This window comes from Micromonospora sp. NBC_01740, from assembly GCF_035920365.1.
GTDB classification, from domain to species: domain Bacteria; phylum Actinomycetota; class Actinomycetes; order Mycobacteriales; family Micromonosporaceae; genus Micromonospora; species Micromonospora reichwaldensis.
This window is the reverse complement of record NZ_CP109150.1, coordinates 4,162,010-4,185,200: the sequence shown is the minus strand read 5'-3', so window position 1 is coordinate 4,185,200 and position 23,191 is coordinate 4,162,010. Positions and strand designations below refer to the sequence as shown.

15 protein-coding genes are annotated in these 23,191 nt (G+C 73.4%); 8 read left to right on the top strand and 7 right to left on the bottom strand.

The window, feature by feature from the left end; translation table 11 throughout:
* Window positions 1-152: 152 nt before the first annotated feature.
* The gene (locus tag OG989_RS19335) at window positions 153-3,272 is read left to right on the top strand and encodes a hypothetical protein (RefSeq protein WP_327027918.1); all 3,120 of its coding nucleotides are present in this window, start codon (window positions 153-155) and stop codon (window positions 3,270-3,272) included.
* Window positions 3,273-3,379: 107 nt separating this feature from the next.
* On the opposite strand, the gene OG989_RS19330 is transcribed toward OG989_RS19335, so the two are convergent.
* Both OG989_RS19330 and OG989_RS19325 read right to left on the bottom strand, forming a co-directional pair.
* Complete coding sequence (locus tag OG989_RS19330; RefSeq protein WP_327027916.1) at window positions 3,380-4,015, bottom strand: DUF4304 domain-containing protein; 636 nt, start codon at window positions 4,013-4,015, stop codon at window positions 3,380-3,382.
* 201 nt (window positions 4,016-4,216) lie between these two features.
* Complete coding sequence (locus OG989_RS19325) at window positions 4,217-7,402, bottom strand: penicillin acylase family protein (RefSeq protein ID WP_327027915.1); 3,186 nt, start codon at window positions 7,400-7,402, stop codon at window positions 4,217-4,219.
* A 408-nt stretch (window positions 7,403-7,810) separates the two neighbouring features.
* Here OG989_RS19325 and OG989_RS19320 point away from each other — a divergent pair, with 408 nt between their 5' ends.
* Both OG989_RS19320 and OG989_RS19315 read left to right on the top strand, forming a co-directional pair.
* Window positions 7,811-8,464, top strand: coding sequence for a hypothetical protein (locus OG989_RS19320; protein WP_327027914.1), 654 nt, complete (start codon window positions 7,811-7,813; stop codon window positions 8,462-8,464).
* 97 nt (window positions 8,465-8,561) lie between these two features.
* Window positions 8,562-9,824, top strand: coding sequence for a DUF6357 family protein (locus tag OG989_RS19315; RefSeq protein ID WP_327027913.1), 1,263 nt, complete (start codon window positions 8,562-8,564; stop codon window positions 9,822-9,824).
* 24 nt (window positions 9,825-9,848) lie between these two features.
* Here the strand turns inward: OG989_RS19315 and OG989_RS19310 are convergent, their stop codons facing one another.
* Entirely contained in the window at window positions 9,849-10,181 is a 333-nt protein-coding gene (locus OG989_RS19310; protein WP_327027912.1) for a hypothetical protein, read from the bottom strand.
* 197 nt (window positions 10,182-10,378) lie between these two features.
* Window positions 10,379-10,948 (bottom strand): hypothetical protein, encoded by a 570-nt coding sequence (locus OG989_RS19305; RefSeq protein WP_327027910.1) that lies wholly within the window; start codon window positions 10,946-10,948, stop codon window positions 10,379-10,381.
* Between the two features lie 147 nt (window positions 10,949-11,095).
* On the opposite strand from OG989_RS19305, the gene OG989_RS19300 reads away from it, so the two are divergent.
* On the top strand, window positions 11,096-12,220 hold the full coding sequence (locus OG989_RS19300; protein WP_327027909.1) for a hypothetical protein: 1,125 nt from the start codon (window positions 11,096-11,098) through the stop codon (window positions 12,218-12,220).
* A gap of 103 nt (window positions 12,221-12,323) precedes the next feature.
* On the opposite strand, the gene OG989_RS19295 is transcribed toward OG989_RS19300, so the two are convergent.
* Entirely contained in the window at window positions 12,324-13,409 is a 1,086-nt protein-coding gene (locus OG989_RS19295) for a serine hydrolase domain-containing protein (RefSeq protein ID WP_442791957.1), read from the bottom strand.
* A gap of 436 nt (window positions 13,410-13,845) precedes the next feature.
* Here OG989_RS19295 and OG989_RS19290 point away from each other — a divergent pair, with 436 nt between their 5' ends.
* From OG989_RS19290 to OG989_RS19275, 4 genes are all read left to right on the top strand, one after another.
* Window positions 13,846-14,160 (top strand): hypothetical protein, encoded by a 315-nt coding sequence (locus OG989_RS19290; protein WP_151453019.1) that lies wholly within the window; start codon window positions 13,846-13,848, stop codon window positions 14,158-14,160.
* A 299-nt stretch (window positions 14,161-14,459) separates the two neighbouring features.
* Entirely contained in the window at window positions 14,460-14,633 is a 174-nt protein-coding gene (locus tag OG989_RS19285) for a thiazolylpeptide-type bacteriocin (protein ID WP_132234202.1), read from the top strand.
* A 129-nt stretch (window positions 14,634-14,762) separates the two neighbouring features.
* Window positions 14,763-16,451 carry a hypothetical protein gene (locus tag OG989_RS19280; protein ID WP_327027904.1) on the top strand — a complete coding sequence of 563 codons (1,689 nt, stop codon included), beginning with the start codon at window positions 14,763-14,765 and terminating at the stop codon, window positions 16,449-16,451.
* Window positions 16,441-18,387 (top strand): TOMM precursor leader peptide-binding protein, encoded by a 1,947-nt coding sequence (locus OG989_RS19275; RefSeq protein ID WP_327027903.1) that lies wholly within the window; start codon window positions 16,441-16,443, stop codon window positions 18,385-18,387. Before OG989_RS19280 ends, OG989_RS19275 begins: the two co-directional genes overlap by 11 nt.
* Window positions 18,388-18,448: 61 nt before the next feature.
* Here the strand turns inward: OG989_RS19275 and OG989_RS19270 are convergent, their stop codons facing one another.
* Window positions 18,449-20,149 (bottom strand): thiopeptide-type bacteriocin biosynthesis protein, encoded by a 1,701-nt coding sequence (locus OG989_RS19270; protein WP_327027902.1) that lies wholly within the window; start codon window positions 20,147-20,149, stop codon window positions 18,449-18,451.
* Between the two features lie 69 nt (window positions 20,150-20,218).
* Window positions 20,219-22,849, bottom strand: coding sequence for a lantibiotic dehydratase (locus OG989_RS19265; protein ID WP_327027901.1), 2,631 nt, complete (start codon window positions 22,847-22,849; stop codon window positions 20,219-20,221).
* Window positions 22,850-23,191 lie beyond the last annotated feature (342 nt).

Sequence of the window (23,191 nt, the reverse complement as noted above, 5' to 3'; positions counted from 1 at the left end):
CGCCGGGTTGGTCGACACACCGGCGATCGAGGCTGCCGATACTGAACTGCCGCGCGAGGTCAGCGCGGCACCGGGCCGCAGCGATCGCTGGCCACTGAGGGAGCGCTTTCCGTACGTCGAGGACGGGGCCGGTGGGCCACTACCATCCGAGCATGGCTCACGTTGCTCGGGCCCGCAGGCCGTACCCGCTGCTCGTCGCCGCGGCGGTCCTGCTGGCGCTCGGCGCGGCCACGGCCTGGGGGGTCGGCGACACGCTGGGGCTGAGCCACTCCCCCGCCGCCGTGCCGCGCGAGGACGCCGTCGCCGCCCCGGCGCGGACGCCCGCACCGGTCCCGCCGTTGGCGTCCCTCGTCGTGCCCGACGAGCCGCGCGTCAGGAAGGCCGCGGCCGCCGTGGCCGACGCGGTCGTCTCCCGCGGCCTGCCCCGGCCGGTGCTCGCCCCGGCCGCGCCGCGCCCGGCCAGGTCCGCGCCGGCCGCGCCGGGGACCGGCGCGGCCCCGAACCTGTCGGCGGTGACCACGCTGCGGGCGGGCGTGCTGGCTACCCTCGGCGGGGCGCCCGAGTCGTACCGGCTCGACGTGCACGGCGCCGAGTTGGCCGTCCAGGGCGGCGACGTCGCGGGCGTGGCAGCCGGGATGTACCGGCTGGCCGACCGGATCCGCTCCGGTGCCGAGGCGCTTCCCGCGGCGGACGCGGGTCGGGTGGTCGTCCCCCGGCTCGGCCTGCGGCTGACCGACGCGGGCTCGGTGGGGCGCGAGCCCGATCCGGCCGTCTTCGCCGCCGGCGACGACTATGGGCTGAACACCGATGTGGTCGGGTCGGCGGTGCTGCCTGGCGCGCCGTGGGTGGACGCCGGCGCGGTGGCCCGCATCGACGCGCAGTTCCGGCAGTTCGTCGACCACTCGGTGGCGCAGGGATTCAACGGGATCGTCGTGCCCGGCTTCCTGGAGTACGTCACGTTCGCGAAGGTCGGCGACGGGCGCGCGGTCTATCCGCCCGGCGACCCGCACGTCGCCCGCGCGCGGGCGATGGTCGCGGCGTTCGGCCCCGTCTTCCGGTACGCCGAGGACATGGGCGTGCGGGTCTTCCTGCTGACCGACATGCTCGCGGTGTCGCCCCCGCTGGAGGCGTACCTGACGCGGACCGTCGGCGGCCTCGACGTGGCCGACCCTCGGCTGTGGGCGGTCTACCAGGCCGGTCTGGCCGAGCTGTTCGAGAGCATGCCGTTCGTCGACGGCCTGATGGTCCGCGTCGGCGAGGGCGGCGAGGTGTACGCCGGGGCCGGCTGGGACTACTCGTCACGGCTCGCGGTCACCACGGAGACGTCCGTGCGCGCGATGCTGCGGGCGCTGCTGGACACCGCGGGCGCGGCCGGCAAGGAGATCATCTTCCGCACCTGGACGGTGGGCGTCGGCGCCGTCGGCGACCTGCACACCAACCCGGAGTCGTACGCGCGGGTGCTCGGCGGGCTCGACGACCCGCACCTGATCGTATCCACCAAGTACACCCTGGGCGACTTCTACAGCCACCTGCCGCTGAACACCACCCTGCTCGGCGGCGGGCACCGCCGCATCGTGGAGTTCCAGGCCCGGCGCGAGTTCGAGGCGTTCGGCTCGCTGCCCAACGACCTCGGCCCGCTGCACCGCCAGGCGCTGCGCGCGTTCCTCGCCGCCAACCCGAACGTCGAGGGCGTCTGGAACTGGACCCAGGACGGCGGGCCGCTGCGTGCCGGGCCCATGTCGCTGCACCTGCGTGCCGGCTTCTGGCAGCTCTACGAGCTCAACACGTACGCCGTCGGCCGCCTGGCCTGGGACCCGCACGCCGACCCGGCGCAGGTAACGGCGGACTGGGCGTACCGCACGTTCTCCGGCGACCCGGCCACCGTCGCCGCGATCGGGCAGGCCATGGCGCTGTCCCGGCAGGCGGTCACCAAGGGCCTCTACATCGGCCCGTACGCCGACCGGTCGGTGCGGGCGCTCGGGCTGGAACCGCCGCCCATGATGTGGATCTTCGAGTGGGACATCCCGACCGGCGATTCCGCCGCGCTGGACAGCATCTACGCGGTGACCGGCGGCCGCGTCGACGAGGCGATCGAGGAGGGCACGCAGGCCGTCGCGCTGGCCCGGCGCATGCGCGACCTGGTCGCCGCGACCGACCCGGCGACCTGGCGCGACGCCGAACTGCGCGGGCGCTTCACCACGACGCTCGACTACCAGGTCGACCTGTTCGAGACGCTGGGCGCGTACCGGGCCATGGTGCTGCGGCACGCGCAGTGGCTGGACACCGGCTCCCCCGCCGCCCGCCACGACTGGCGGCTGGCCGCGGCGGCGTACCACGACGCACGCGACGCGCACCGGCAGCGCTACGGCGCCGACCTGGACCTGCCCGCGTACAACTTCACCGCCGCCGACCTCGGGGCGCGGCGCGCCGACCGGGACCCGGCGATGGCCTGGGCGGCCCGGGCGTTGCTCGGGTCGATCCTGCTCGTGGTGCTGCTCGGCCTGCGCGGGCGCGGGTTCGGCGGAGCCGCCGCGCGCGGGTTGCTGCTCGGCGCGCTCCGGCCGTGGCGGGTCGCCGCGCTGCCGACGCCCGGGGCGCGGGCGGACCGGGTGCTGGTGTGGCTGGTCCCGGCCGTGGTGCTGGTGGCGAGCCGGCTCGTGCTGACCTGGTTCGCCGCGCCGGCGCACCTGCTGGTCACGCTCGGTGGGTGGGCGCTGTTCGCCCTCGTCGTACGCCTCGTCGTCGGCCGGCGGGACCCGTTCCACCTGTGGGCCGTGGTGGGCGGCGTCGCGCTGCTGCGCAGCGTGCTGCTGCTGGCCGCGCTCGCCGGGCGCGGACCGGGCGGGTACTGGTTCGCCTTCTGGACCGCGCCGGGTCTGCGCGCGGCGTACGTCACCGTCGCGATCGCGGCGTTCTGCTGGCTGTTCGTGGCCGCCGCCGTGATCCTGCGGGACCGGTACGGCCTGCGCCGCCGAAGCGCCGTCGGGCTGACCCTCACCGCCGCGGGCGTGCCCCTCGGCGTGCTGTCCGCCCTGGTGTCGGTGGTGGGTCTGGAACGCGCGCTGACGGTGTGGAACGACCAGCTCGCGCTGCTGCCCTGGGGCCTGTCCCGCATCCTCGGCATCACCGTCCACCTGGGCATCCCCACCCAACTTCCCGCGTACACCGCCGCCGCCGGAGCCGCCCTCGCCGCCGCCGGCCTGCTCCTGTCACTCGGCCGCCGCCGGCAATCCGCCCGACCGTCCCACCCCGGCCCCGCTCTGACGTCGTAAAGCCCCGTCAGCGCCGGGCCGCTGGTGACCGGGGTCCGCGCCGGGACCCTCGGCCGGCGGCACTGCGAGCCGCTGTGGACCGGCCGTCATGGAGTTGTGCCAAGCGCTCAGCGCGACGCGCGGGCATGCGCCCAGCCGATGAGTTCGTCGACGTATCCGGCCGCCCGGGGCCGCTCGGCGAAGGCTGCGCGTAATCCGGCGCAGGCAGCATCCAGTTCCGGTGACGGTCCTCGCCCGGAGAGCAGGATGACCAGTGGTGGCCAATGGCCGATCCGCTTGTCGGGCAATGCGTTCAGCTCGGCCAGGTAGCGGCCTGGCTGCAAAAGTTCTACCAGTCGATCCGCTGCCCGTGTCACGCCAGTGAGGAGATCAGCGCGCAGCCGATCCACATCGGTGTCGGCTGTCACCTGCCAGCGCTCGCGGTCGCTGTCGGCGGGGTGCGGGCACGGCACGCGGCGTTCCATGAGGCCGATGCTGTAGATATCGCTCGCTTTGTTCATCGGCTGGGTCTGCCCGGTCCGGTAAGCCAGCCAGTCCCACCACTCCTTGGGGGCTACCGCGGTATCGATGTAGAACATTCTTGCGTCGGGCCGTGACCGCTCCGACGGCTGTTTGTGAATGACGGCGACGCCCTCGGGCCTGATCAGTCGCCACACCGCACCGGAGCTGTGAAAGCCCCGTGGGTGCAAGGTGACGCCGAGGTCATGCAGCAGGCCGCGCATCACCACATCGAGTTCCGCCATGACCCGACGATACGGTCCGTCGACCGAAGCCCGGGCAGCGCGACAAGACCAACGCGGACTTCCCCGCGACGATGTCGCTGCTGGGACTACTGCGGCACCTGATCGAGGGCCGCATCCTCGCACGTCCGTTCGACGAGCGGCTGTTGACCTGCCCGGACGGTGGCCGGCCGGCGGAGGGCTCCCGCCGGCCGGCCGTCGGCGTCACCGGCCGTAGACCTCGAACTCGTGGAGCGAGAACCCGTACGAGGTGGCCCGCTTGACCCCGTACACCCGCACGTAGCGGGCGGTGACCGGGGCGAAGGTGGCGTTGTCGACGCCGCCGTTGCCGGTGGTGGTGGCGAACACCGGCGTCCAGGAGCTGCCGTCGCCGGAGACCTCGATCCGGTACGACGTGCCGTACGCGGACTCCCAGCGCAGCACCGCCCGGCTGACGGTGCGGGCCGCCCCGAGGTCGACCCGGAGCCACTGGTTGTCGTTGTAGCTGCTGGCCCAGCGGCTGCCCAGGCTGCCGTCGACGGCCTTGTCCGGCGTGTGGCTGGTCAGGAACTGGGTGCTCGACGCGGTGGCCGGGCGCCCCTGGGCCAGGTTGGTGACGTCGTCGCCCCGGCGCGCCGGGAACGAGACGACCTGCTGGTAGGTGGGGCGGTTCTGCCAGGCGATCACCGGGTGGGTGATGCCGCCGAGCCCGGAGTGGGCGATCGAGTCGGCGCACCACTGGTCGCCGGCGGAGCAGGACTTGTCGCCCGGGTAGACGGTGGTGGCCGGCACGGCCGCCGCCTGCCCGAGCGCGCCGAGCAGCGCCGTCCGGCACGCGGCCAGGTTGCCGCCGCCGCAGTACGCCCGCCCGGGGCCGCCGGCCACCGGGTCGCCGAGCACGGTGCGCACGTCCTTGTCGACGTAGCCCCACCAGCCGTACTGGAACGACGAGCCCTTGTGCGCCTGGCCCTGCAACGCCCAGCTCGCGGCGCCGTCGCGCCCGCCGTTCTGGCCGCCCGACGGTGCCTCGTTGACCTCGATGGCGTCGACCAGCGCGGCGTAGAGGTCCGGCCCGAGGCCGGGGCGGAACTGCGCCGAGGCGAGCAGCGGCCACCACGCGTCGAAGATCCGGATGGCGTCGGCGTGCTGGTAGACCTTCGAGCCGGACGTGGTCTCCACCCGCCGGGCGCCGGCCTGCTGCCAGGCCCGCAGCTTGCCGATCGCGTCGGCCAGCGCCGGGTCGGTGACCGGCGCGCTGTCCAGCACCCGCAGCAGGTCGCCGAGGACCTGCTGGCCGCGCAGGTCGGTCACCGCCGCGTCCGCCACGATCTTCACGACGTCGGCGCGACCGAGCTTGCGCTGGGCGATCGCCGCGCGCACCGGACCGTCGAGCAACTGACCCCGGTGTACGGAGCCGAAGCTGAAGTTGCCGTCCGCCGCCCCGAAGTCCCGCGCCTGCTTGTTGTTCCAGCTCACGTAGTAGTCCTGGTTGACCGACTGCGGGTGGGCCGAGAGCGGGGCGTAGGTGGCGTCGTTGGTGTCCGGGTTCCAGCCGACCCACTCGTACGCCGGCTCGGCCTTCGCCGGCAGGTTCGGGTCGGCGGTGGCCGGGCGGACCGGGTTCGAGCCGGAGTTGAAGTACGCCGCCTCGGTGGAGTTGACGTAGAACCAGTTGAACGCGTATCCGACGCTCGCGGCGGACGTCTGGAACGCCGCCGCGTTGCCCATCGCCGACGGGTCGTTGAAGGCCTGGAAGCCGATCGCCGAGTCGGCCTCGTGCCGGTAGGTGGAGCGCAGCTTGGTGAACGCGGTCGGCTGCCCGTTCACCAGCCCCCGGTAGGCGACCAGCCCGTACTTCGTGCGCAGCGCGCGCAGCGTGTAGGACCCGGCCGGGGTGGAGTCGGCCAGCGTCGGCGACCAGGAGTTGCGCTGCTCCAGCGCCTCCATGGCCAGGCACTGGCCGTGGTAGAGGTAGCGGTTGGTGCGCAGCGTCGGCGCGCTGCCGTCGGTGGTGCACAGCGGCACCGCGTACGTGTCGGTGAGGTCCTGCGAGGCGGAGGTGGCGCTCCACGCGTAGTCCTGGCCGCGACCGAGCAGCACGTAGAGGTTCAGCCCGGCGAACGCGGCGCCGCGCGCGCTGATGCCCGGTCCCTGCAACTCCTGGAGCATCAGTAGCTGCGGGGCGAAGTAGCCGGTCTGCGGGCCGAACACGGCGACCGGGTTGCCGGTGGTGGTGTGCCGTCCGGAGACCACGACCGCGTTGGACATGCCGTGCGCGCGCAGGTTGGCCAGGCCGCCGATCAGCTCCTGGGTGGCGGTGCTGGCGCCGGTGCGCGCGGCGGCCCCGCCGGTCTGGTCGTAGGCGAGGGGCTCGGCGACCACCGTGCCGGCGTCGGGGAGCACCGCGCTGGTCGCGCCGGACGGCGTCGCGCCGTACGGGAAGCTCTGCCCGTCGTGCAGGGTCAGCACGGTCTCCGGGTCGTTCTGCGACCGGAACGCCGCCCACACCCGGTCGCCCTCGGTGGCGCCGTACTTGGCCCGGGCGGCCACCCGGACCAGCGCGGACTGGATCTCGCTGCCGCCGCCCCCGCCGAAGAGGCCGCCGATCACGCCGGCGGTGGCGATCAGGTCGGTCATGGTGAAGTGCTTCGGTTTGCCGGCGCCGGCGAGCACGTACTCGCCGGGGTAGTTGTCGTCGGCGATCGACTTGTCGATGTAGGCGTTGATGCCGGCGATGTAGTCGACCACGTCGGTGTAGAGCTGCTGGCCCCGGGCGCCCTTGGTGCGCAGCGCGTTGACCTGGGCCTGGAGGTCCGCCTCAGTGTAGGGCGAGTTGGCCCAGACGCTCTGCTCCAGCTCCCGGTTGCCGGGGGCGCCGCCGGCGAACGAGGTGACCTTGCCACGGCCGACGTGCCGCAGCAGGTCCATCACCCAGAGCCGGTCCTGCGCCCCGGCGTAGCCGGCGCCGAACATGGTGCCGGCGCGGGTGGTGCCGGTGACGCGCGGGACGCCGGTGGCCTTGTCCCGCACGATGGTGACGTCGGCGCGCGGCGAGACGGTGCTCTCGACCTGCGCGGCGGGGACGCCGAAGGAGGCGTCGTTGAAGAAGTGGGCGATCTGCTCGTCGGTCAGCCCGGCGTAGTTGTAGACCAGGTTCGCGTACTCGTCGAGCTGGTCGCTGGAGTGCGCGGGGCGGGTGCCGAGCGCCTGGTGGGCCAGGATGGCGGCCAGCGTGGCGTTGCCGTTCTGCCCGGGCGGCAGGATGTCGGCGCACTGGCCGAGGCAGTAGTCGTTGGCGGCGAACGTGGCGGCGGCCAGTGCCGGTGACGGCGGGGTGACGGTCAGGACGCTCGCGGTCAGGACGGCGGCGGTGAACGCCGCGAGCCTGGCGCGGAGTGGGGGACGGGGCATGAATTCCTCCGGGGACGCGGAGTCGGGCCTTCGGTACGCCCGGCTGCCGTGCCGACGTCTCGCCCTCCGCGCCCGGGCGTTCCACCCGGAGGTGAGATTGGCTCACATCTATCTCCGGGCAATGATCGCGGCCGACCGCCGCCCGGGATAGCAGTCGTTCACCAACCGCCAATGCCGACGTTTCGCCCCGCCGGCGCCGCTCCCCGGACGTGACAGTGGGGCCGGCGCCGCCGCCACCCCCACCGCGCCTCCTCAGTCCGCTTGAGGGCTGGTCCCGTTCAGGGCTTGCGGGCGGCTGGTCGCTCGCGCGGGGCCAGCGCGCACCGCACGCCTGTGACCAGGACCGCAGGCAGTTCTGCACTGATCCACTACGGTGGTGGAGCTGTCGCACGTGACCGGAGGACGCACATGGCCCGCCCCTACAAACCCGGACCGAAGCAGTTCGTCTTCTCAGTGGGTGATGGCAACGACCAACACGTTTCGGTGGGCGACCCCCAGGAGGCCTACGTAGCGTTCTCTGCGTTCTTCCGGGGTCGCGAGTCTGACACCTACACCATCAGGGATGAGCCGGCGGGGCAGAGTTTGGTACTCATGCCCCGGCTGGGGGTGATCTCCCGGACCAGGGACGCGGACCAACCTCGATCGGAACACCTCCAGGTCGACCGGCCCAACCGCTACCTTCCGAGCGCGATGCTGTTCTTCGAGAACGGATATGCCGGCCTCGACCGCTTCGGCCAGTGGTTCTCCAACCTCTCGGACCTCGACGCGTCACCGGAGACCCGCGGTGCCGCCCGCGCCGCCACGATCACGACGGAAGCAGCGGCGATCGAAGAAGTCGCCCGGATCTGGGCAGATTCGGGCATCGTCGACCCGAGCGACAAGTACTACGTCTTCTTCGACTCGCACGGTGTCGACGACGACCGAGCCGAACGAGCCGAACTGCTCCAGTTGATCGAATTCCTCGGTCTCGAACGAGTCGACGCCCCGGCCGGGGCCGCCGGGGGCGAGGTCTGGGTACGCACCGACCCACGCCTCGACGTCGAAACTGCGCGGTGGTCGTGAACAGGCGGTGCGGGGTGGGCCGCACCATCGCCGTAACACTCGCCGTGGGCCCGGAGCGACCACGCCCAGCCGGTGCCGTTGCGGGAAGGCCTGAGCTGTGAGAGACGTCGTTTTCACGCGTAGCAGCGGCTGGATCCCGAACGTGATCCGCGAGGACGGCGAGCTGAAGCTGATGCTCGCCGCCGGGGCCGACGCCAACCATGAGCCTCGCACGTTCACGTTCCCGATCGGGGAGGCCCACCTCGCGGTGATCCGGGAGGACCTGGCCAGACACCTGCTGCTGTGGAGTGCCGTTCTTCCGCTGTGCGACGCCGCCGGAACCCGTGGCCGGCTCGACGAGGACGCTGCCGCCGCGCTCCTGGACCCGGTCCTGCTCTCCTCGCCCGCGGACGTCGACGCGCTCTTCCGACGCATCCGGTGGGACAGGAGCCGGCTCGTCGCCCACGGCGCCGACATCGCCCTACTTGAGCGCGGTCAGGTCTGCGAGGCGATGCGCGCGGCGACGGAGAGGTCGAACGAGAAACGTGCCCAGGAGTATCACGCCGACCGCCGTCGCGCCGAGCGCGGAGCAGTCCTCGGGCCACTCGACGCCGCGATTCTGCGGTACACGGGCCAGTATCTGCATGGCGCGACGATTCCCAGGCGGATACCCGATGCCGTCGACCCCGCACTGCTCCCCCAGGTCATGCGTGTGATCGCCACCGCGGAGCAGGCATGCGCCGGGATGCGGATCGGCCTCGATCCGCGGCGGGGAAGGCGGGCCACGGACAAACGCGACTGGGACCGAATGGCGGCGACGGTCGACGCGGCCGTGCGCCACGCGTACCCCGAACTCGTCGATGACGCGGTGCGTACGGTGAGCTTTCTGATGTGCTCGGAGGCTGCGGACCGCCCCAGGACCGCCCCGGCGGAAGACGACGATGAGGCTGCCGACGACCGCGCCGACCTCGGTGAGAGTGCGAGAAAGACGGCCCTGTCGTTCACCGATGACAAGGGCGGCGAGAGGAAGTGGCGACGGGACGGTCCTCGCACTGCCTCCGCCGAATTCTGGGAGTTCGTCGCCGATCGCTCTGCCGCGGACAACGAAGTGTTCACCATCGAGGACGAGGAGCTGGGCGAGGGGATCCAGCTGCACTTCTATGCGGACTCCATCGCCCGGATCACGACGGTACGACACGGGGAAGCCGGGTCGGATCCGCAGTACCAGGTCGAGTACAGCCTGGTCGACGGGATCGGCGGGTACCGCAACCTGGTGAGCGCCTTCGTCCGCGGCGGCTGCGCCGCACTCGAACAGCACGGTCCCTGGATGTCGGATGTCGCCGAGTTCGAGCGTGCGCGTCGTCAGCGCGACGCCCGGTAGTCCCAGAGGGAAACCACGCCCGCGCTACGGCAGGAGCCAGGCGATGAGGATGAGAGCGGTGATGACGATCGCAGGCAGAACGACGTAGATCACGAAGACCAGCCAGGGAAGCAGTCGGAACGCCCTTCCCATGGGGCTCTCCGACGGCGTGTAACGAGCGGGGGGTTGAAGGCCCACCCTCTCCCAGGCCAGTCCGGCCGCGTCCGTGAACCGGATCCTTGCCTGCCCGCTGCTCGCCCCGTCTGCCGGCAGCTCGTAGTCCACCGCCACCGATCCGCTCCGCGTCGAGAACCGGCCACGGCCGACGGCGGCCGTGGCCAGGGCGATCTGGTCGCTGATGCCCTCGACGAGCACCACGGCCACCGCGTCGTCGAGCTTCGTCAGGGCGCGGGCCGTCGCCAGGAACGTGGCGTCAGGGCCACTGACGTACCCGTGAACGAGTCAGCCGGGCCGTCGTCGTCGGGCGGCTGACCGGCGGCGGTGGCTGTGTCGGCTCGTCGGGGCGTGACCATGGCCGTCATCATCGGTGACCCGCACCCGCGCCGACCACGGACTTAGCGGGCCGGGTGGAGCGGCTGTGCCGATCGGCTCGGGATTGGCGAGCTGTCGAGCAGAGCGCCCAGTGCGACGGCGGACTCGTCGGTCAGGCGGTAGACGCCCTGGAGGCTGACGGAGCGTTCGAGACGGCCGTCGACGACGTACTTCAGGGTGCGCTGGTCACCGCGCCGGTTGCGCCAGGTCAGTGTGCCGAGCAGGTCGCCGGGAACGGTGACGTCGAAGCGGATCGGGGTGGCCTCGACATGCACCGGGACCGCTCCGCACCCGTCCGCACCGAGCATCGACCAGGCGTCGTGGCCCGGATGGGCCGGATCCCGCCAGGTCACCGGGGCGCTGCCGCAGCAGTCGCGCCGCTGCTTGTCGACGACGCGGAGCCGGCTCACCACGTGCAGCACGCAACGGTTGACGTGCAGCGCGAAGACGGAGTCGCCGACCCCGACGCTGGTCCAACTGGGCAGGGACTGGTGCACCCCGCTGAACGCCACCGGAGGCCGCTCGCCGACCCGGCGACGACGCAGCTCCCGGCAGACGTCCTGGGTCCACAGCGCGGTGAAGGCAGCCGACATGGCCGTGATCGTAGGAGCCCCGACCGACAGTTCCGGCCGTGACGCCATCGGCCGCAAGCAGACCACGGCGCCCGTCCCCGCACTGTGGACGGAATTGTCACCATCGCCTGTTACCTTCGCACTTCTCGACGCGGAAGGGTTGCCGCAGTGGAACGCACCACGGCCTACACCGACTCCTGGTACCGACAGCCCGACCCGGTCGAGCGGGAGGATGGCCGCCGGCTGACGAACCAGCACTGGGTACGCCTGGCGGCGGTGTGGCTGCTGGCGGCGTGGTCGCCGGAGCAGGCCGCCGGCTGGTCGTCGACGGTGGTGTCCGGCCGGACCAGGTCCCGCCGGGATCAGCAGTGGCCGGAGCCGCCGCCGTTGACGGAGATCGCGGACGCCGCCGACCTTCCGGAGGTCACCGGCGCGACCGTGCTGACCAGTCGGGTGTCGGTCGGGCCGGGACGGCCGTACGAGCCGGTGCGTACCGACGAGGAGGTGGCAACCGAACTCGTCGGGCTGATCTCGGCCGTGGTGGGGACACCCGACCGGCGCGCGGAAGTGCTGGTGCGGTTCATCGCCGACGAGCTGGCGGGCCCGTACGCCGATCTGCTCCGGCTGACCACCGACAGCGAGCGGCCGGACGAGCCGGACCGGCCGGCGCCGCTGCACCTGCTGCATCGCGACTTCGACGGCAGCACCCTGCGGGTCTCGTTGCATCCGGCTCCGGAAGTTCGACAGCCGCCGGTCATCGACTCCGATGGCGCCGACGCCGCCCTGCGGACCCGGCTGGCCTGCATCATGACGTTGCTGAGCGACCTGCTCTGGGTCAACAACAACAGCCCGGTCACCTTCCGGTTCCGGATCGGCCGGCTCGTCCCCGGGGACGGCGATCCGGTGGCCGCCGCAGCCCGCTGGTGGGTCGAGAACCGCGAGGACGCGGACGAACACGACGAGGAGGCGTTCCGGCCCGTACCGGCCGCCGATCTGCGTGCCGGTCTCCGCAATCTGGTACGCATGCACCTGAGCGAGCTGTTCGACGGCAGCTGGGACGGCATCGACGAGTTCCCGGAGCTTCCGGCCGACCACCTCGCGACGTTCCTGGGCGACAACCTGACCGATCTCGTCCTGGCCCGGATGGGTGCCGACGTCCACATCGGATACACCGGCCTGCTGCCGACGACCTGGCCACCCGAGGACGAGGACTTCGAGGAGGACCCACAGACCACCGTGCTGCTGGTCGACCGGCACGAGGTCGCGGTCCTGGAGATCGACATGACCTGCTGAACCGGTCACGCGGGCGAGTCGGACGCCGAGCGGGTCGGCGGGGCGATCGCCCGGCAGCCGCGACCGGAGTACGGGGTCCGGTCGCGGCTGCCGGGCGACAGCGTCAGCGCTGCGGCATTGCCCTGACCAGGGTCGGTGCGCCCGGCGCCGGGACGACCGCAGGCACCCGGGCGGCGGTGGCAGTCCGCGCCGCGACGGGGCTCTCACCGACCAGTGCCGTGTTCAGGAACCTGCCGACCGCCTCGCCGATCGGGTCCGGCGTGCCGGGCAGCGCGTAGTGCGTCACGTTCTGGGCGAGGCTCACCTGCCGCCGACCGTCCGGAGTGTGCAGCGAGATGGCGCTGTGCCCGAAGACCAGGCCGTCGTGCCCCCAGACGTCGCCGGTGGGCCAGGTCATCCGGTAGAGGCCGAGCCCGTAGCCGGCGGCCTCCGGCTGAGCCGGGTCGAACGGCACGGTGGTCTTCATCGCGGCCAGTTGAGCCGGGCGGAGCAGCCGGCCACCGAGCAGCGCCCGGAAGAAGGTGTTCAGGTCGGCCATGGTCGAGACGAGCGCCCCGGCCGTCCAGGCCCAGGACATGTTGCTGACGCTGAAATCGCGCAGCTCGCCCTCGTACCACGGGACGTAGCCCCTGCTGTGCGGGCCGGCGATCCGGGGACGCACGCCGGGGAAGTACGTGTGCCGCAGTCCAAGCGGCCGGAGGATCCGCCGGTGCACCTCGTCGGTGGCGGACCGGCGGGTGACCCGCTCGATGATCAGCCCGGCCAGGATGTAGTTGGTGTTCGAGTAGGAGAAGGCCGCGCCCGGTGCCCCGGTCGACGGCTGACCGAGGCCGGCCTGGACGAGTTGGCGCGGCGTGAACGTGGTGGACCGGTGCCGCTCGATGTCCTCCGGGGTGGCGAAGATGACGTGGTCGTAGTCGCTGATCCCGCTGGTGTGGTCGAGCAGCATCCGGACGGTCACCCCGGCGACCGCGAACTCCGGAAGGTACCGGCCGATCGGGGCGTCCAGCGCGATCCGGCGCTCACCGACCAGTTGCAGCAGCGTCGCGGCCACGAAGGTCTTGGTGATGCTGCCGACCCGGTGCTGGAACCCGGGCAGCACCGATCGACCGGTCGTCACGTCGGCCACCCCGCTGGCGCCCCGCCACCGGTCCCGTCCGTCCCGCGCCTCGGCGAACACACCGGGCATGCCGGCCTCGGTGATCGCGCGCAGGTCGGCGGTGAGCGCCGCGTCCGGCAGCGACCCGGCGGGCGGACGGCCGGCCGCGACTGCCGGGCCGGCACCTGCCAGCAGGGGCGTCGCGAGCGCCGTACCGGTGGTGGCCAGCAGGAAACTGCGGCGTGACAGGTGCATGTCGCCTCCCGTGTGACGTGACTGCTGCCCATCGTGCCCTGGGCCGACAACCGGAAACGTCAGTCTGCGGACCCACATCGGCCTCCCCACCGGGAATGACCCGGCCTCCGACCCACGCGGGAGAATCCGTCCGACCAGCGACGGAGTGCACCGACGCCGATGCCCGACACGGTGCCGGTCCGTGCGACCGCCGAAGCTGTCCGTCGACAGAGCGTCCTGCTGAAGGCACAGTCGAAGTACATTCGTCCATAACCATCGATAGGATGACGCGGTGACCGTGCGACGACTGCTACTACACACGACGGCGGCCTGCCTCGCCGCGACCGCACTGACGGCCCTCGTGCCGGCCGGGACGGCGCAGGCGGCCTGCACGACGAGCAGCTTCACCGTCGTCTGGGACTACGCGGGCATGTACACCGCCCCCAACGAGTCGACCCTGTACGGCACCCGCCGCTACGGACAGGTCGTCACCGGCCCCACCGGCAACACCGCCAACGGCTGGACACTCACCTACGACTACTGGAACGGCCTGGCACTCTGGGCCTACATGAAGGACGCCGCGTTGCAGTACCGCGGCTGCGCCTGAAGCGGAACCGACGGGCCGGTCAGCACAGGCCCGCAGACGGCTCGCTCGCGAGCCGGGCATCACACCCTGCGCTCAGTGTGGCGAAGAACGTTTCGGCCGTGGCGTTGCGCAGGATGACACGCCACCCACCGAGGGGTCGCCCAGGGGCGGACCCCGGCCGGGCAGGCAGCAGCGCCACCGAGCGTGGGTAAGTAGTGATGTCGGCAAAACTACTGACGACGCCCCGCACCGGCCGCCGGAAGAATCTCTGCCATCCCGGCGTGCCCGGGCCTCATCCCACCTCGAAGGGAGGTGACCACATGCCGATCGAACGAGAAGACGACGAGTTCGAGCTCGACGATCTCGACCTCAGCGGCCTGACCGTGACGGTCATGCGCGACACCGTTGCGATCCCCGAGACCGGGGCGTCCCGGATCAGCGCGTGCCTGGCGTCCTGCTCCTGCTCCATCAGTCCGGACGAGCCGATGCTGTAGCCGCCGCGGAGCGCGAACCGCGCTGCCTGAGTGACGAGGCGACTGTCGCCGGGCCCGGCGACAGTCGCCCTTCCAACCCCGGACTCCTTCCGACGACCCCAGCCGTTCCCCAACCGGTGAGGCGCGCAGATGTCGACCAGTTCCTGGCAACTCCGCCCCACCGTGCAGGCGACCCGGATCGACGGCGGGCTGCACCTGCGGTCCTGGGACACCAGCCTCACCCTGGACGGCGCGCCACAGCTGTGGCGGCTCTGGCAACTGCTCACCCGGCGCCTCGCGGCCGGCCGGACCACAGCCGACCTGCGCGACCTGTCGCCACGCCCGCCCGTCGCCCTCGCCCTGTACCGGCTGGCCGACCTCCTCCGGGAACACGACCTGCTGGTCCGGGTGCCGGAGCACTGGGCCGGCACCGGGCACGCCCATGCCCCCGCCGACGCCTGCGGACCGGCCCCGGTGCCGCCACCCGCCGTCGCCACCTGGCTGGCCTCGGTCGCCACCGACCCCGCCGCGTCCTGGACCGGCATCGGCCGGGAATCGGTGACCGTCACGGGAACGGGCCCCGCTGCCACCGCCGCGATCGAGGCGTTGACCGCCGCCGGAGCCCGGGTCCGGCGGGCCGCGACCCGCATCGACGCACCGCGCGACGCCGGACGCGTCACCCTCGCCGCCAGCGACGGGCGTGCCGTGGTGACCGGGGCCAGCGCCACGGTCGGCTACGTCACCCCCGTCGGCCCGGGCAGGCAACTGCGGGCCCAGTCCGGTCTGATCGCCGAGCGGCTCGGACTTGACGGCGCGGCGACGGCCCCTGGCGACCCGGTTTCCGTGGTGGCCGGCGCCTGCGCCGCGCACCGGCTCCTCGGCGCGCTCGCCGAGCTGACCGACCCGACCGCGCCGACGGCGCTCGTCGTGCGGAGCGACCCGCTGCGCGCCACCGCCCACCCGTGGCCGCCCGGCGTACGGTCACCGGCGGTCGACGCCCCCGACCGGCGGGACGACGCCGTCCACGCGGGCCTACCCACCTCCCTCACGGACCCGGAACTCGGTGTGTTGCCGCCGGTGGAGCTCGACGATCTGCCACAACTGCCGGTGGGACTGGCCCGGTGCCGGGTTGGCGGTGTTCCCGGCCCGGCCGGTGGGACGCTCGTCACCGGGCACGGTCCGGACACCTCCACGGCGCGGTTGCACGCCACGCTGGCAGCGGTGGAGCTGCTCAGCGTGTCCACCGGAGGGGCCGCCGTGCTGGCCTGCGGGGTGGACCGCAGCCATGCCGAGGGAGTGCTGCTGCGCCGCCTCGCCCGCCGGTCGGTGGCCTCGGCCGGCGTCACGTCAGGCGAGGCTGTCCCCCCGTCGGCGTTCGACGCGCCAGCAGCCCGCCGCTGGTGGCGTACGTTGACCCGCCGGCTCGGCGTCCCGGCGACCGTGCACGTCCGCCGGCTCGCCCCCGGGGCGCAGCTGGCCGTCGTGAGCGGCCCGGATACGACGGACCCCGGTGGGTGGATGGAACTCGGCTGGGCGATCGAGGCCACGGCCCACGACGCGGTCGCCTTCGCCGCTCTCACCGCAGTCGCCACGGTCGGCTGGCGTGCACACCGGCCCGGTCCGCCGTACTCGCACGGCCCCTGTGGAGCGTCGCCACGGGTGAGCCGCTCGGCCGCGCCCATGCCCGACGGGTCCGAACGGGAGGCCGCCCTCCGGCGGTCACTGCGGACCCTCGTCGGCGCCCCCGCGGAGCCGGTCGTGGTGACGCCGCCGGCTCCGCTGGCCGCCGCCCTGCGTACGGTCGGGCTCGTCGTCCTGCGGGCCGGCGATGACCGGTGATCCTCGGTTGCCCGGGGACGATCGGGGCGGACCCCGGCAGCCGGACCCCGACCTGGCCGGCCAGCTCGCCGAGGCGCTGAGGGGGGCGGGGTCGCCGTACCCGGTGCTGGCCGAGGACGACGGGTGGGCCGGCTCCGGGCCGGCGGTGGTGGTGTCGACCCGGTGGAGTCCGGCGCTGCTGAGCCGGCTGGCCGACCGGGGCACCGGGGCCGGCGGCACCGTCCTGCCCGTCCGGTTCGACGGCGGTACGGCGCTGGTGGGTCCGCTGGTCGGCGCCGACAGTGCCACCTGCCTGCGCTGCCTGGAGGCCGCCAGGCTGGCGGCGCCGGGCGGCCGGACGCCGCACGGTGATGCCGAGCTGCGGCTCGGCGGTCGGCCGGCGCCGGCCCTGCTGCCCGTGCTCGCCGCGGTGGTCCGGTCGGCGTTGGCCGAGCCGCAGTCCGCCGCCGCGCGGCTCTGGGTCGTCCCGCCCGACGGGAGCGTGTCCGCCCATCCGGTGGCGCCGGTGGGGGTCCGCTGCGAAGGATGCCTCAGCCGGCAGCCCCCGGCTCCACCTGGGACGCCGCTCACCGGCAGCGGTCAGCCGCCGGCCGACCCGTTGCGACTGCGCCGGCCGAACCCGGCGACCGACCTGGCGGGACTTCGCCGGGCACTGCTGGAGCCACGGCTGGGCCACGTCGTCCAGCTGCACCGGCACGAGGGGTACGGGCTGCCGGTCACCAGGGCGGTGGTCGCCGGTCCGGCGGTCACCGTGGCGGGCTTCGGCCGGGCGACGACCGCCGCGGAGGCTGACCGGTTGGCGCTCTTCGAAGCGGTGGAACGGCTGGCCGGGTACGCCCCCCACGGGCCCGCCGCCCGGCAGTGGTCGTCCTTCGCGGAGCTGGGACCGGAGCGCGCCGTCGATCCCGCGGCCCTCGGTCTGCCCGACCTGCCCAGCGCCCACCACATCCCGTACGCCCCCGACGTGCCGACGTGGTGGGTGCCGGGGTGGTCGCCCAGCCGGGCGACGCCCGTGGCGGTGCCGGAGCACGCGGCGTACTGGGGTGACCTCGGGCAACGCCCGTCGGTGACCTTCCTGTCGGAGTCCTCCAACGGCTGCGGTCTCGGCAACAGCCTGGAGGAGGCGGCCCTGCACGGCCTGTTCGAGGTGATCGAACGGGACGCCTTCCTGATGGCCTGGTACGCCCGTACCCCGCTGGTGGAGGTCGCGCTCCCCGACGAACTCGACCTGGTCGGGCACCTCGCCGACAATCTGGACCTGCTCGACTACGACCTACGGTTGTTCGACGCCACCACCGACCTGGCCGTGCCGGCGGTCGTCGCGCTGGCGCACCACCGGATGCCCGCCGTGGGGGCGCCGACGGCCTTCTTCGCGGCCGGCGCCCACCTGGATCCCCTCTCGGCGATCCACTCGGCCGTGGTGGAGCTGGTCGTCAACCTCCACGAGGTGCGCGACACGTGGCAGGGGGATTCAGCGCGGGCGGACCGCGACCGGCTGCTGCCGATGCTCGACGATGCCGCGTTGGTTCGTCAGATGGACGACCACATGATGCTGCACTGCCTGCCGGAAGCACGGCCGCGCTACGAGTTCCTGCTCGGGGCCGGGCGGACCCGGGCCTGGCGGGAGGTGTGGCCGGGACTGCCCCGTCCCGTCGAGGACCTCGCGGCCCTGTTCGGCGCGCTCTGCGCGGACCTGCACCACCGGGCCGGGGTGGAACCGGTCGTCGTCGACCAGAGCATCCCCGAGCTGCGGCAGGCCCTCGGGTTGCACGCTGCCAAGGTCGTCGTCCCCGGCACCCTGCCGATGACGTTCGGTCACCTGAACCGGCGGACGCGGGGGCTGCCCCGGCTGCTGACTGTGCCGGCGGTGCTGGGCCGCCTGCCCGGGCGGCCCCGCTACGAGGACCTGGCACTGCACCCGCATCCCTTCCCGTGACCGTCCCCTCCCGGGCCCGGCCAGGGGGTCGGGCCCGACGTGCGGGCCCGACCGCCAGGGGTCACCCGGCGGGCCGGCCGACCGGAAGCAGGTAGGCGAGAACCTCGTCGACGCCGTCGAGGAGGAGCAGTTCGTGGGCGATGTCGTCGTAGAACCCACCGACCATGCCCAGCCCGAGGCCCGTCGCCGCTGCCGTGAGGGCCAGGTTCTGGGCCAGGTGACCGGCCTCGAGCATGCCGAAGCGCAGCGCCCGGAGGCCGTAGGTGGCCCGCAGCGCGGGCAGGTCGACGTAGACCCCGAGCAGCGCCGGCAGCGCCGACAGATCGATCCGTTCCTGGCTGGCCGGGGTGTCCGCCGACTGCGTCGCCGGTCCGGCCCTGAACCACATCGACGCGGTGGCCAGCTCGACGTCGGTGGGCACCGGGCCGGTGGGCAGCAGGAGCCGGGACTCGGCGTCCACGTCGTACTGGTGAGCCGGGACGCCGGCCACGTCCCGGGCCAGCAGGCGCAGCCGGACCGCGTACTTGGCGCCGGCGCTCGGGTAGGGCCGGCGCATCCCGGGCCTGTCGGCCCGATCACTCGCCCCGCTGGCGGTCCACAGCAGAGTGGCCAGGTGCGCGGCGTCCAGCGGGCCGCAGAGCGTGCCGCGTCCGCTGGCCCGCGCGGTGAGCGCGTCGCCGAGCGCGGCCGTCACGGGTGCGGCGGGAGGAAGGGCCAGGGGCGGACCGGACCGTCGCCGCGCGCCGTGCCGCACCCGGCCCGACGTCCGCGGCCGCTGCCACTCGATGCGGCCCGGGGCGTAGCTGCTGGCGGCCAGGTACCGCCGGTCGGGGCTGGCGGTGCCGTCGGCGAAGAAGTCGGTGGGGCCGTCCGGCGCCAGCAACGCGGCGGCGAGGAAGTGGTAGAGGGAGCGCTCCTCGTCGGGCAGGATGCCCAACCGGTTGAGCAGCATGTGCAGTTGGGACGCCCACACCCCGGCCCACCGGTCGACGCCGCCGGCAGAGCTCTCCAGCTGGGCGCGGGCGGCGCGCACCTGGGCGGCCCACCGGTCCCGGATCCGGGAGCCGTCCGCCGCGGAGGCGGTGATCTCGTGCCAGCGCCGTACCACCGAGCGGGCCTGCGTGGTGGCTGCGGCGAGCGCCGGCCCCTGCACAGTGCCCGCCGTCAGCGTGGTGCTCTCCGGGTGCCACCGCCAGGCGGTCGCGCTGCGGCGCAGCCATCGGGCCGCGGCGAGCATGTCCAGGTCGAGGGCGATCAGGGTGGCGAGGACCAGGTCGGTGGCCGCCACCATCCGCTGGCCGGGTCCCGGCGTACGCGCGACCACCTCGGCGGCGATCCGGCTGGAGGTGCCGAACACCGCCTCCGCCACCGGCAGCGCGGCCGGGCCGCCGTACCGCTCGGTCTCCGGCTCGTAGTCGACCTGCCGGGCCTGTGCGTGCCCCGGCCACCCCGGACGGCTGGCGGTGCCGAGGTCGAGCAGCGGATGGTCGGCGGCCCGGGCCGCGGCCACCAACTGTTCCTGCCACCGGCGGTGCTCGTGCGCCTCGGCGCCCCGCGCCCGCACCCTCAGGTGTGGACCGTCGTCGAAGTAGCGGATGAAGAACCAGTCGGCGATCGTCCCGTTCCGACGCAGTCCCTCCATGAGCGGTGTGAGTGTGCCGGTGATGAAGTCGTCGACGTGTTCCGCACTCCAGTGCAGATAGCAGTGCAGGCTGTGGAAGGAGCCCCGCCCGGGGTGGACGGGGGCGGCGGTCACGGGCATGGGAACTCCTCCGGACAGGTCGGAAGCCGGCGCGGCAGGACGACGTCGGCGGCGGCCGTCGACCGGGGCTCACCCATCGGTGCCCGTACGGTACAGCTCGATCACGACCTCCGTCGCCGGCTGCCCGGGACGGGGAGCGGGCAGTGCCTCCTCCAGGACGACGCCGTCCGGGTAGCGGGCCAGGGTCCGGGACAGGCAACGCAGGTGCAGCGGGCTTGCGAGGTCGACGTACTGGGAACGGGGCTGTTCCAGGTAGGACATGAACGCCGTCAACCCCTTCGCGCCCCCGACGGCGGCGGCGCTGACGAAGACGTGCTCGGGCAGGCCGAGCAGGTGTCGCCAGCGCACGGCGGTGCGTCCCACCTCAGCGGGCCGGGCGTCCAGCTCGGCCCGCCAGGCGGCGACGATGTCCGCGGAGAGCCGCCAGTCCGCCCGGGAGAGGACCACCTCCCGGTACCGCAGCCGGGGCCGGCACCAGACCGGGCCGACCGGGGTGCGGCGGAGCTGTCGGGCCGCCATGGCCCCGCCCAGTCCGACCGATCCCGTGCCCACGTCGGTGAGCATGCTGGTCAGGCGCTCCGGCAGCATCACCGGCACCAGGAACCCGAGATAGACCACGTCCAACGGTTCACCGGTGGCGGTGACCACCAGGCGGACCTGATCGGTGGCGACGTCGTGGACCAGGTGCAGGTCGTCCGGGACCAGGGTTCCGTGGCGGCGGTCGTCGGCGATCTCATCGCCGACGAGCAGCGGATGCAGGTTGCCGTTGAACCCGTTGACCGGGCGGAGCTGCGCCACCCGTGCGCCGAGGTGGCGCCGGAGCTGGGCGGCGACGGCCGTTTCGGCCTCCGGGGGGAGCTGCCGCAGGAAGCGGCTGGTGAACCGGCCCCAGCCGCCGTACACGTGATTGACACAGAACGACGCGCCGTCGTGGCAGGACTGTCCGAAGACCGCGTACGAGCCGGGTCGGCTGGTGAGCCAACGGGGCAGCCTGGGGGCGACGTCGTCGGGCAGCTCGTCGGGGACGGTCAGGTTCCCGTCGTCGTCGGTCGTGACGGCGGCCACCAGGTCGGCCCGGAGCCGGGCCAGTTCGCGCAGCTCGTCACCGGGGGCGAGGTCGAGCGTCGGGTCCAGGGTGCCGTCGACGCCGACCAGGTGCGTCGCCTGCCAGACCGCGGCGTACTCCTCGGCGAACTCCGTCGGCGACGCGCAGCGGCCGCCCACGCCATAGCGGGCGACGAAGCGGTCCCGGGCCAGGCGGCGGACCACCGCGTGCTGGTCGAATAGTTCGAAGAGCGGGGTCAGCGCGGCGAGGGTGCCCCGGTGGTCCCGGCCGTGGGTCCGGCCGAGGCCCACCGGGCGGACCAGGGTCACGTCCTCGGTGAGGGGTTGCGGACGACCCGTGCGGTCCGCGCCGAGCAGGGCGAAGGCCGCGTCCCAGCGGGAGCGTAGCCCGGCCAGGGCCGCCGGCCGTTCGGTCGCGTCGAGACCGGCGAACGCGGTGGTCCTGGCATCGATCTCCCGCAGCGACACGGCCACGTCGGCCAGGCCGATCCCGGCCAGCCAGTCGGCGACGGCGGCGAGGCCGTCGACGGCCTGCGGGTCCACCGGGTACGCGGGGCGGAGGACGCCCTGTTCGACGAGCGCGTGCAGGTACGCCCGAGCCGCCGCGGACGCCTGCGGCGCCGGACGGGGCAGCCGGGTGGCCAGTTCCGTCGCGAGTTGGTGCGGCGTCGCCACCCTGCCGGGCTCCAGCAGATCCAGCAGGTGCCGCAGCGCCCGGGTCAGCGGCAGCGTCAGCGCCTCCTCCCGTTGCACCCCGGGTGGCGCGTCGGGGGCCTGAGTCTGGCGACGCAGCCGGATCACCGCCCCGTCCACCCACAGGCCGGGCGCCAGCGTGTGGGGCAGATCGCCGCGACGGTCGGGGTGCCGGAGCACGGCGTGGACGAGGGCGGACAGAGTGGCCCGGTCGGCGTTGGCGACAGCCACCACCTCCGGGGAGCCGGTCGGGTTCGGCACCGGCCCGTCCCAGCGGCCCCAGCCCACCCGGGTGAACCAGGACAGCGGCACGGTCCTGGTGGCCGCCCGCAGCGCGTACCGGAGCACGGTGGCCTCCGACTTGCGTGCCCGGTCGTCGGGTGCCGGGCCCTGCTCGGCCGCCCGGCGCAGCGCCCGCAGCAGGTCCACGCTGGTCAGCGCGACGGCCCGGGACAACTCCTCGGTGCGGCACAGCTCGGCCAGGGCGACCCGGTCGGCGGCGAGCGCCGGCGCGAGAAGGGCGTCGAGTTCCGCGGTGTGCCGGTCGATGTCGTCGCGGAGGCCGAGCCAGGACGCCAGGCCGGGCAGGTGGTCGGTCCAGCCGGCCAGCCGGGTACGCGACGCCACCGACGGGCTGCGCCCGTTGTGCACGTCGCGGCGCAGGGCCAGCAGCACCCGACGCTGGTCGGAAGAGGCCCGGACGACCTGCTCGTGCAGCACGTCGGCGAGCGCCGCGGCCATTCGCTCGGCGCGTGCGGTCAGCTCCAGCAGGCGGGCGGCGACACCCCGGAACTCCTCGGTCACGGCCGACGGCTCCGGGAGGGTGACACCGGCGACCCGCACCACCGCGTACGGCGCCACGGTGACCTCGGGCGCTTGGGTGACAGGCCCGACCCGGCGTACGCCCGGCGCCGGCGTCCCGCCGACCGTGGTCCCGATCATCCTGTCTCCTCTCCCCCGTGACCGCTTCCTGGTGGAGGACGGTGACGGCGTGTCCGCCGACACTCGCAGCCGTGGCCGTGGGAGGCGTCCGCACAACTACGGATCCGGTTACGTACTCGGTGGCAGGTGCCGGCTGCGTACTTCTCCGGATGGTGTCCGAGCTGACCGTCGTCAACGTGCACGACTCGGGAGCCCTGCCGGAGCCCTGCGGACTGCCGCCTGGGACCGCGGCTCTACCAGCCTCGACCAGCTCCGGACGGCGGCGGGCACGCTCGTCGCCCCGCTGAAATCGACGGCCCGCCGTCTTTCTACCCCAGTGCCAGATCGACGGCAATCCTTCCT

Coding starts and splice junctions, on each gene's coding strand:
- OG989_RS19335 (WP_327027918.1), top strand. CDS start 153: ATGGCTCACGTTGCTCGGGCCCGCAGGCCGTACCCGCTGCTCGTCGCC.
- OG989_RS19330 (WP_327027916.1), bottom strand. CDS start 4,015: ATGGCGGAACTCGATGTGGTGATGCGCGGCCTGCTGCATGACCTCGGC.
- OG989_RS19325 (WP_327027915.1), bottom strand. CDS start 7,402: ATGCCCCGTCCCCCACTCCGCGCCAGGCTCGCGGCGTTCACCGCCGCC.
- OG989_RS19320 (WP_327027914.1), top strand. CDS start 7,811: ATGGCCCGCCCCTACAAACCCGGACCGAAGCAGTTCGTCTTCTCAGTG.
- OG989_RS19305 (WP_327027910.1), bottom strand. CDS start 10,948: ATGTCGGCTGCCTTCACCGCGCTGTGGACCCAGGACGTCTGCCGGGAG.
- OG989_RS19295 (WP_442791957.1), bottom strand. CDS start 13,409: ATGCCCGGTGTGTTCGCCGAGGCGCGGGACGGACGGGACCGGTGGCGG.
- OG989_RS19285 (WP_132234202.1), top strand. CDS start 14,460: ATGCCGATCGAACGAGAAGACGACGAGTTCGAGCTCGACGATCTCGAC.
- OG989_RS19280 (WP_327027904.1), top strand. CDS start 14,763: ATGTCGACCAGTTCCTGGCAACTCCGCCCCACCGTGCAGGCGACCCGG.
- OG989_RS19275 (WP_327027903.1), top strand. CDS start 16,441: ATGACCGGTGATCCTCGGTTGCCCGGGGACGATCGGGGCGGACCCCGG.
- OG989_RS19270 (WP_327027902.1), bottom strand. CDS start 20,149: ATGCCCGTGACCGCCGCCCCCGTCCACCCCGGGCGGGGCTCCTTCCAC.
- OG989_RS19265 (WP_327027901.1), bottom strand. CDS start 22,849: ATGATCGGGACCACGGTCGGCGGGACGCCGGCGCCGGGCGTACGCCGG.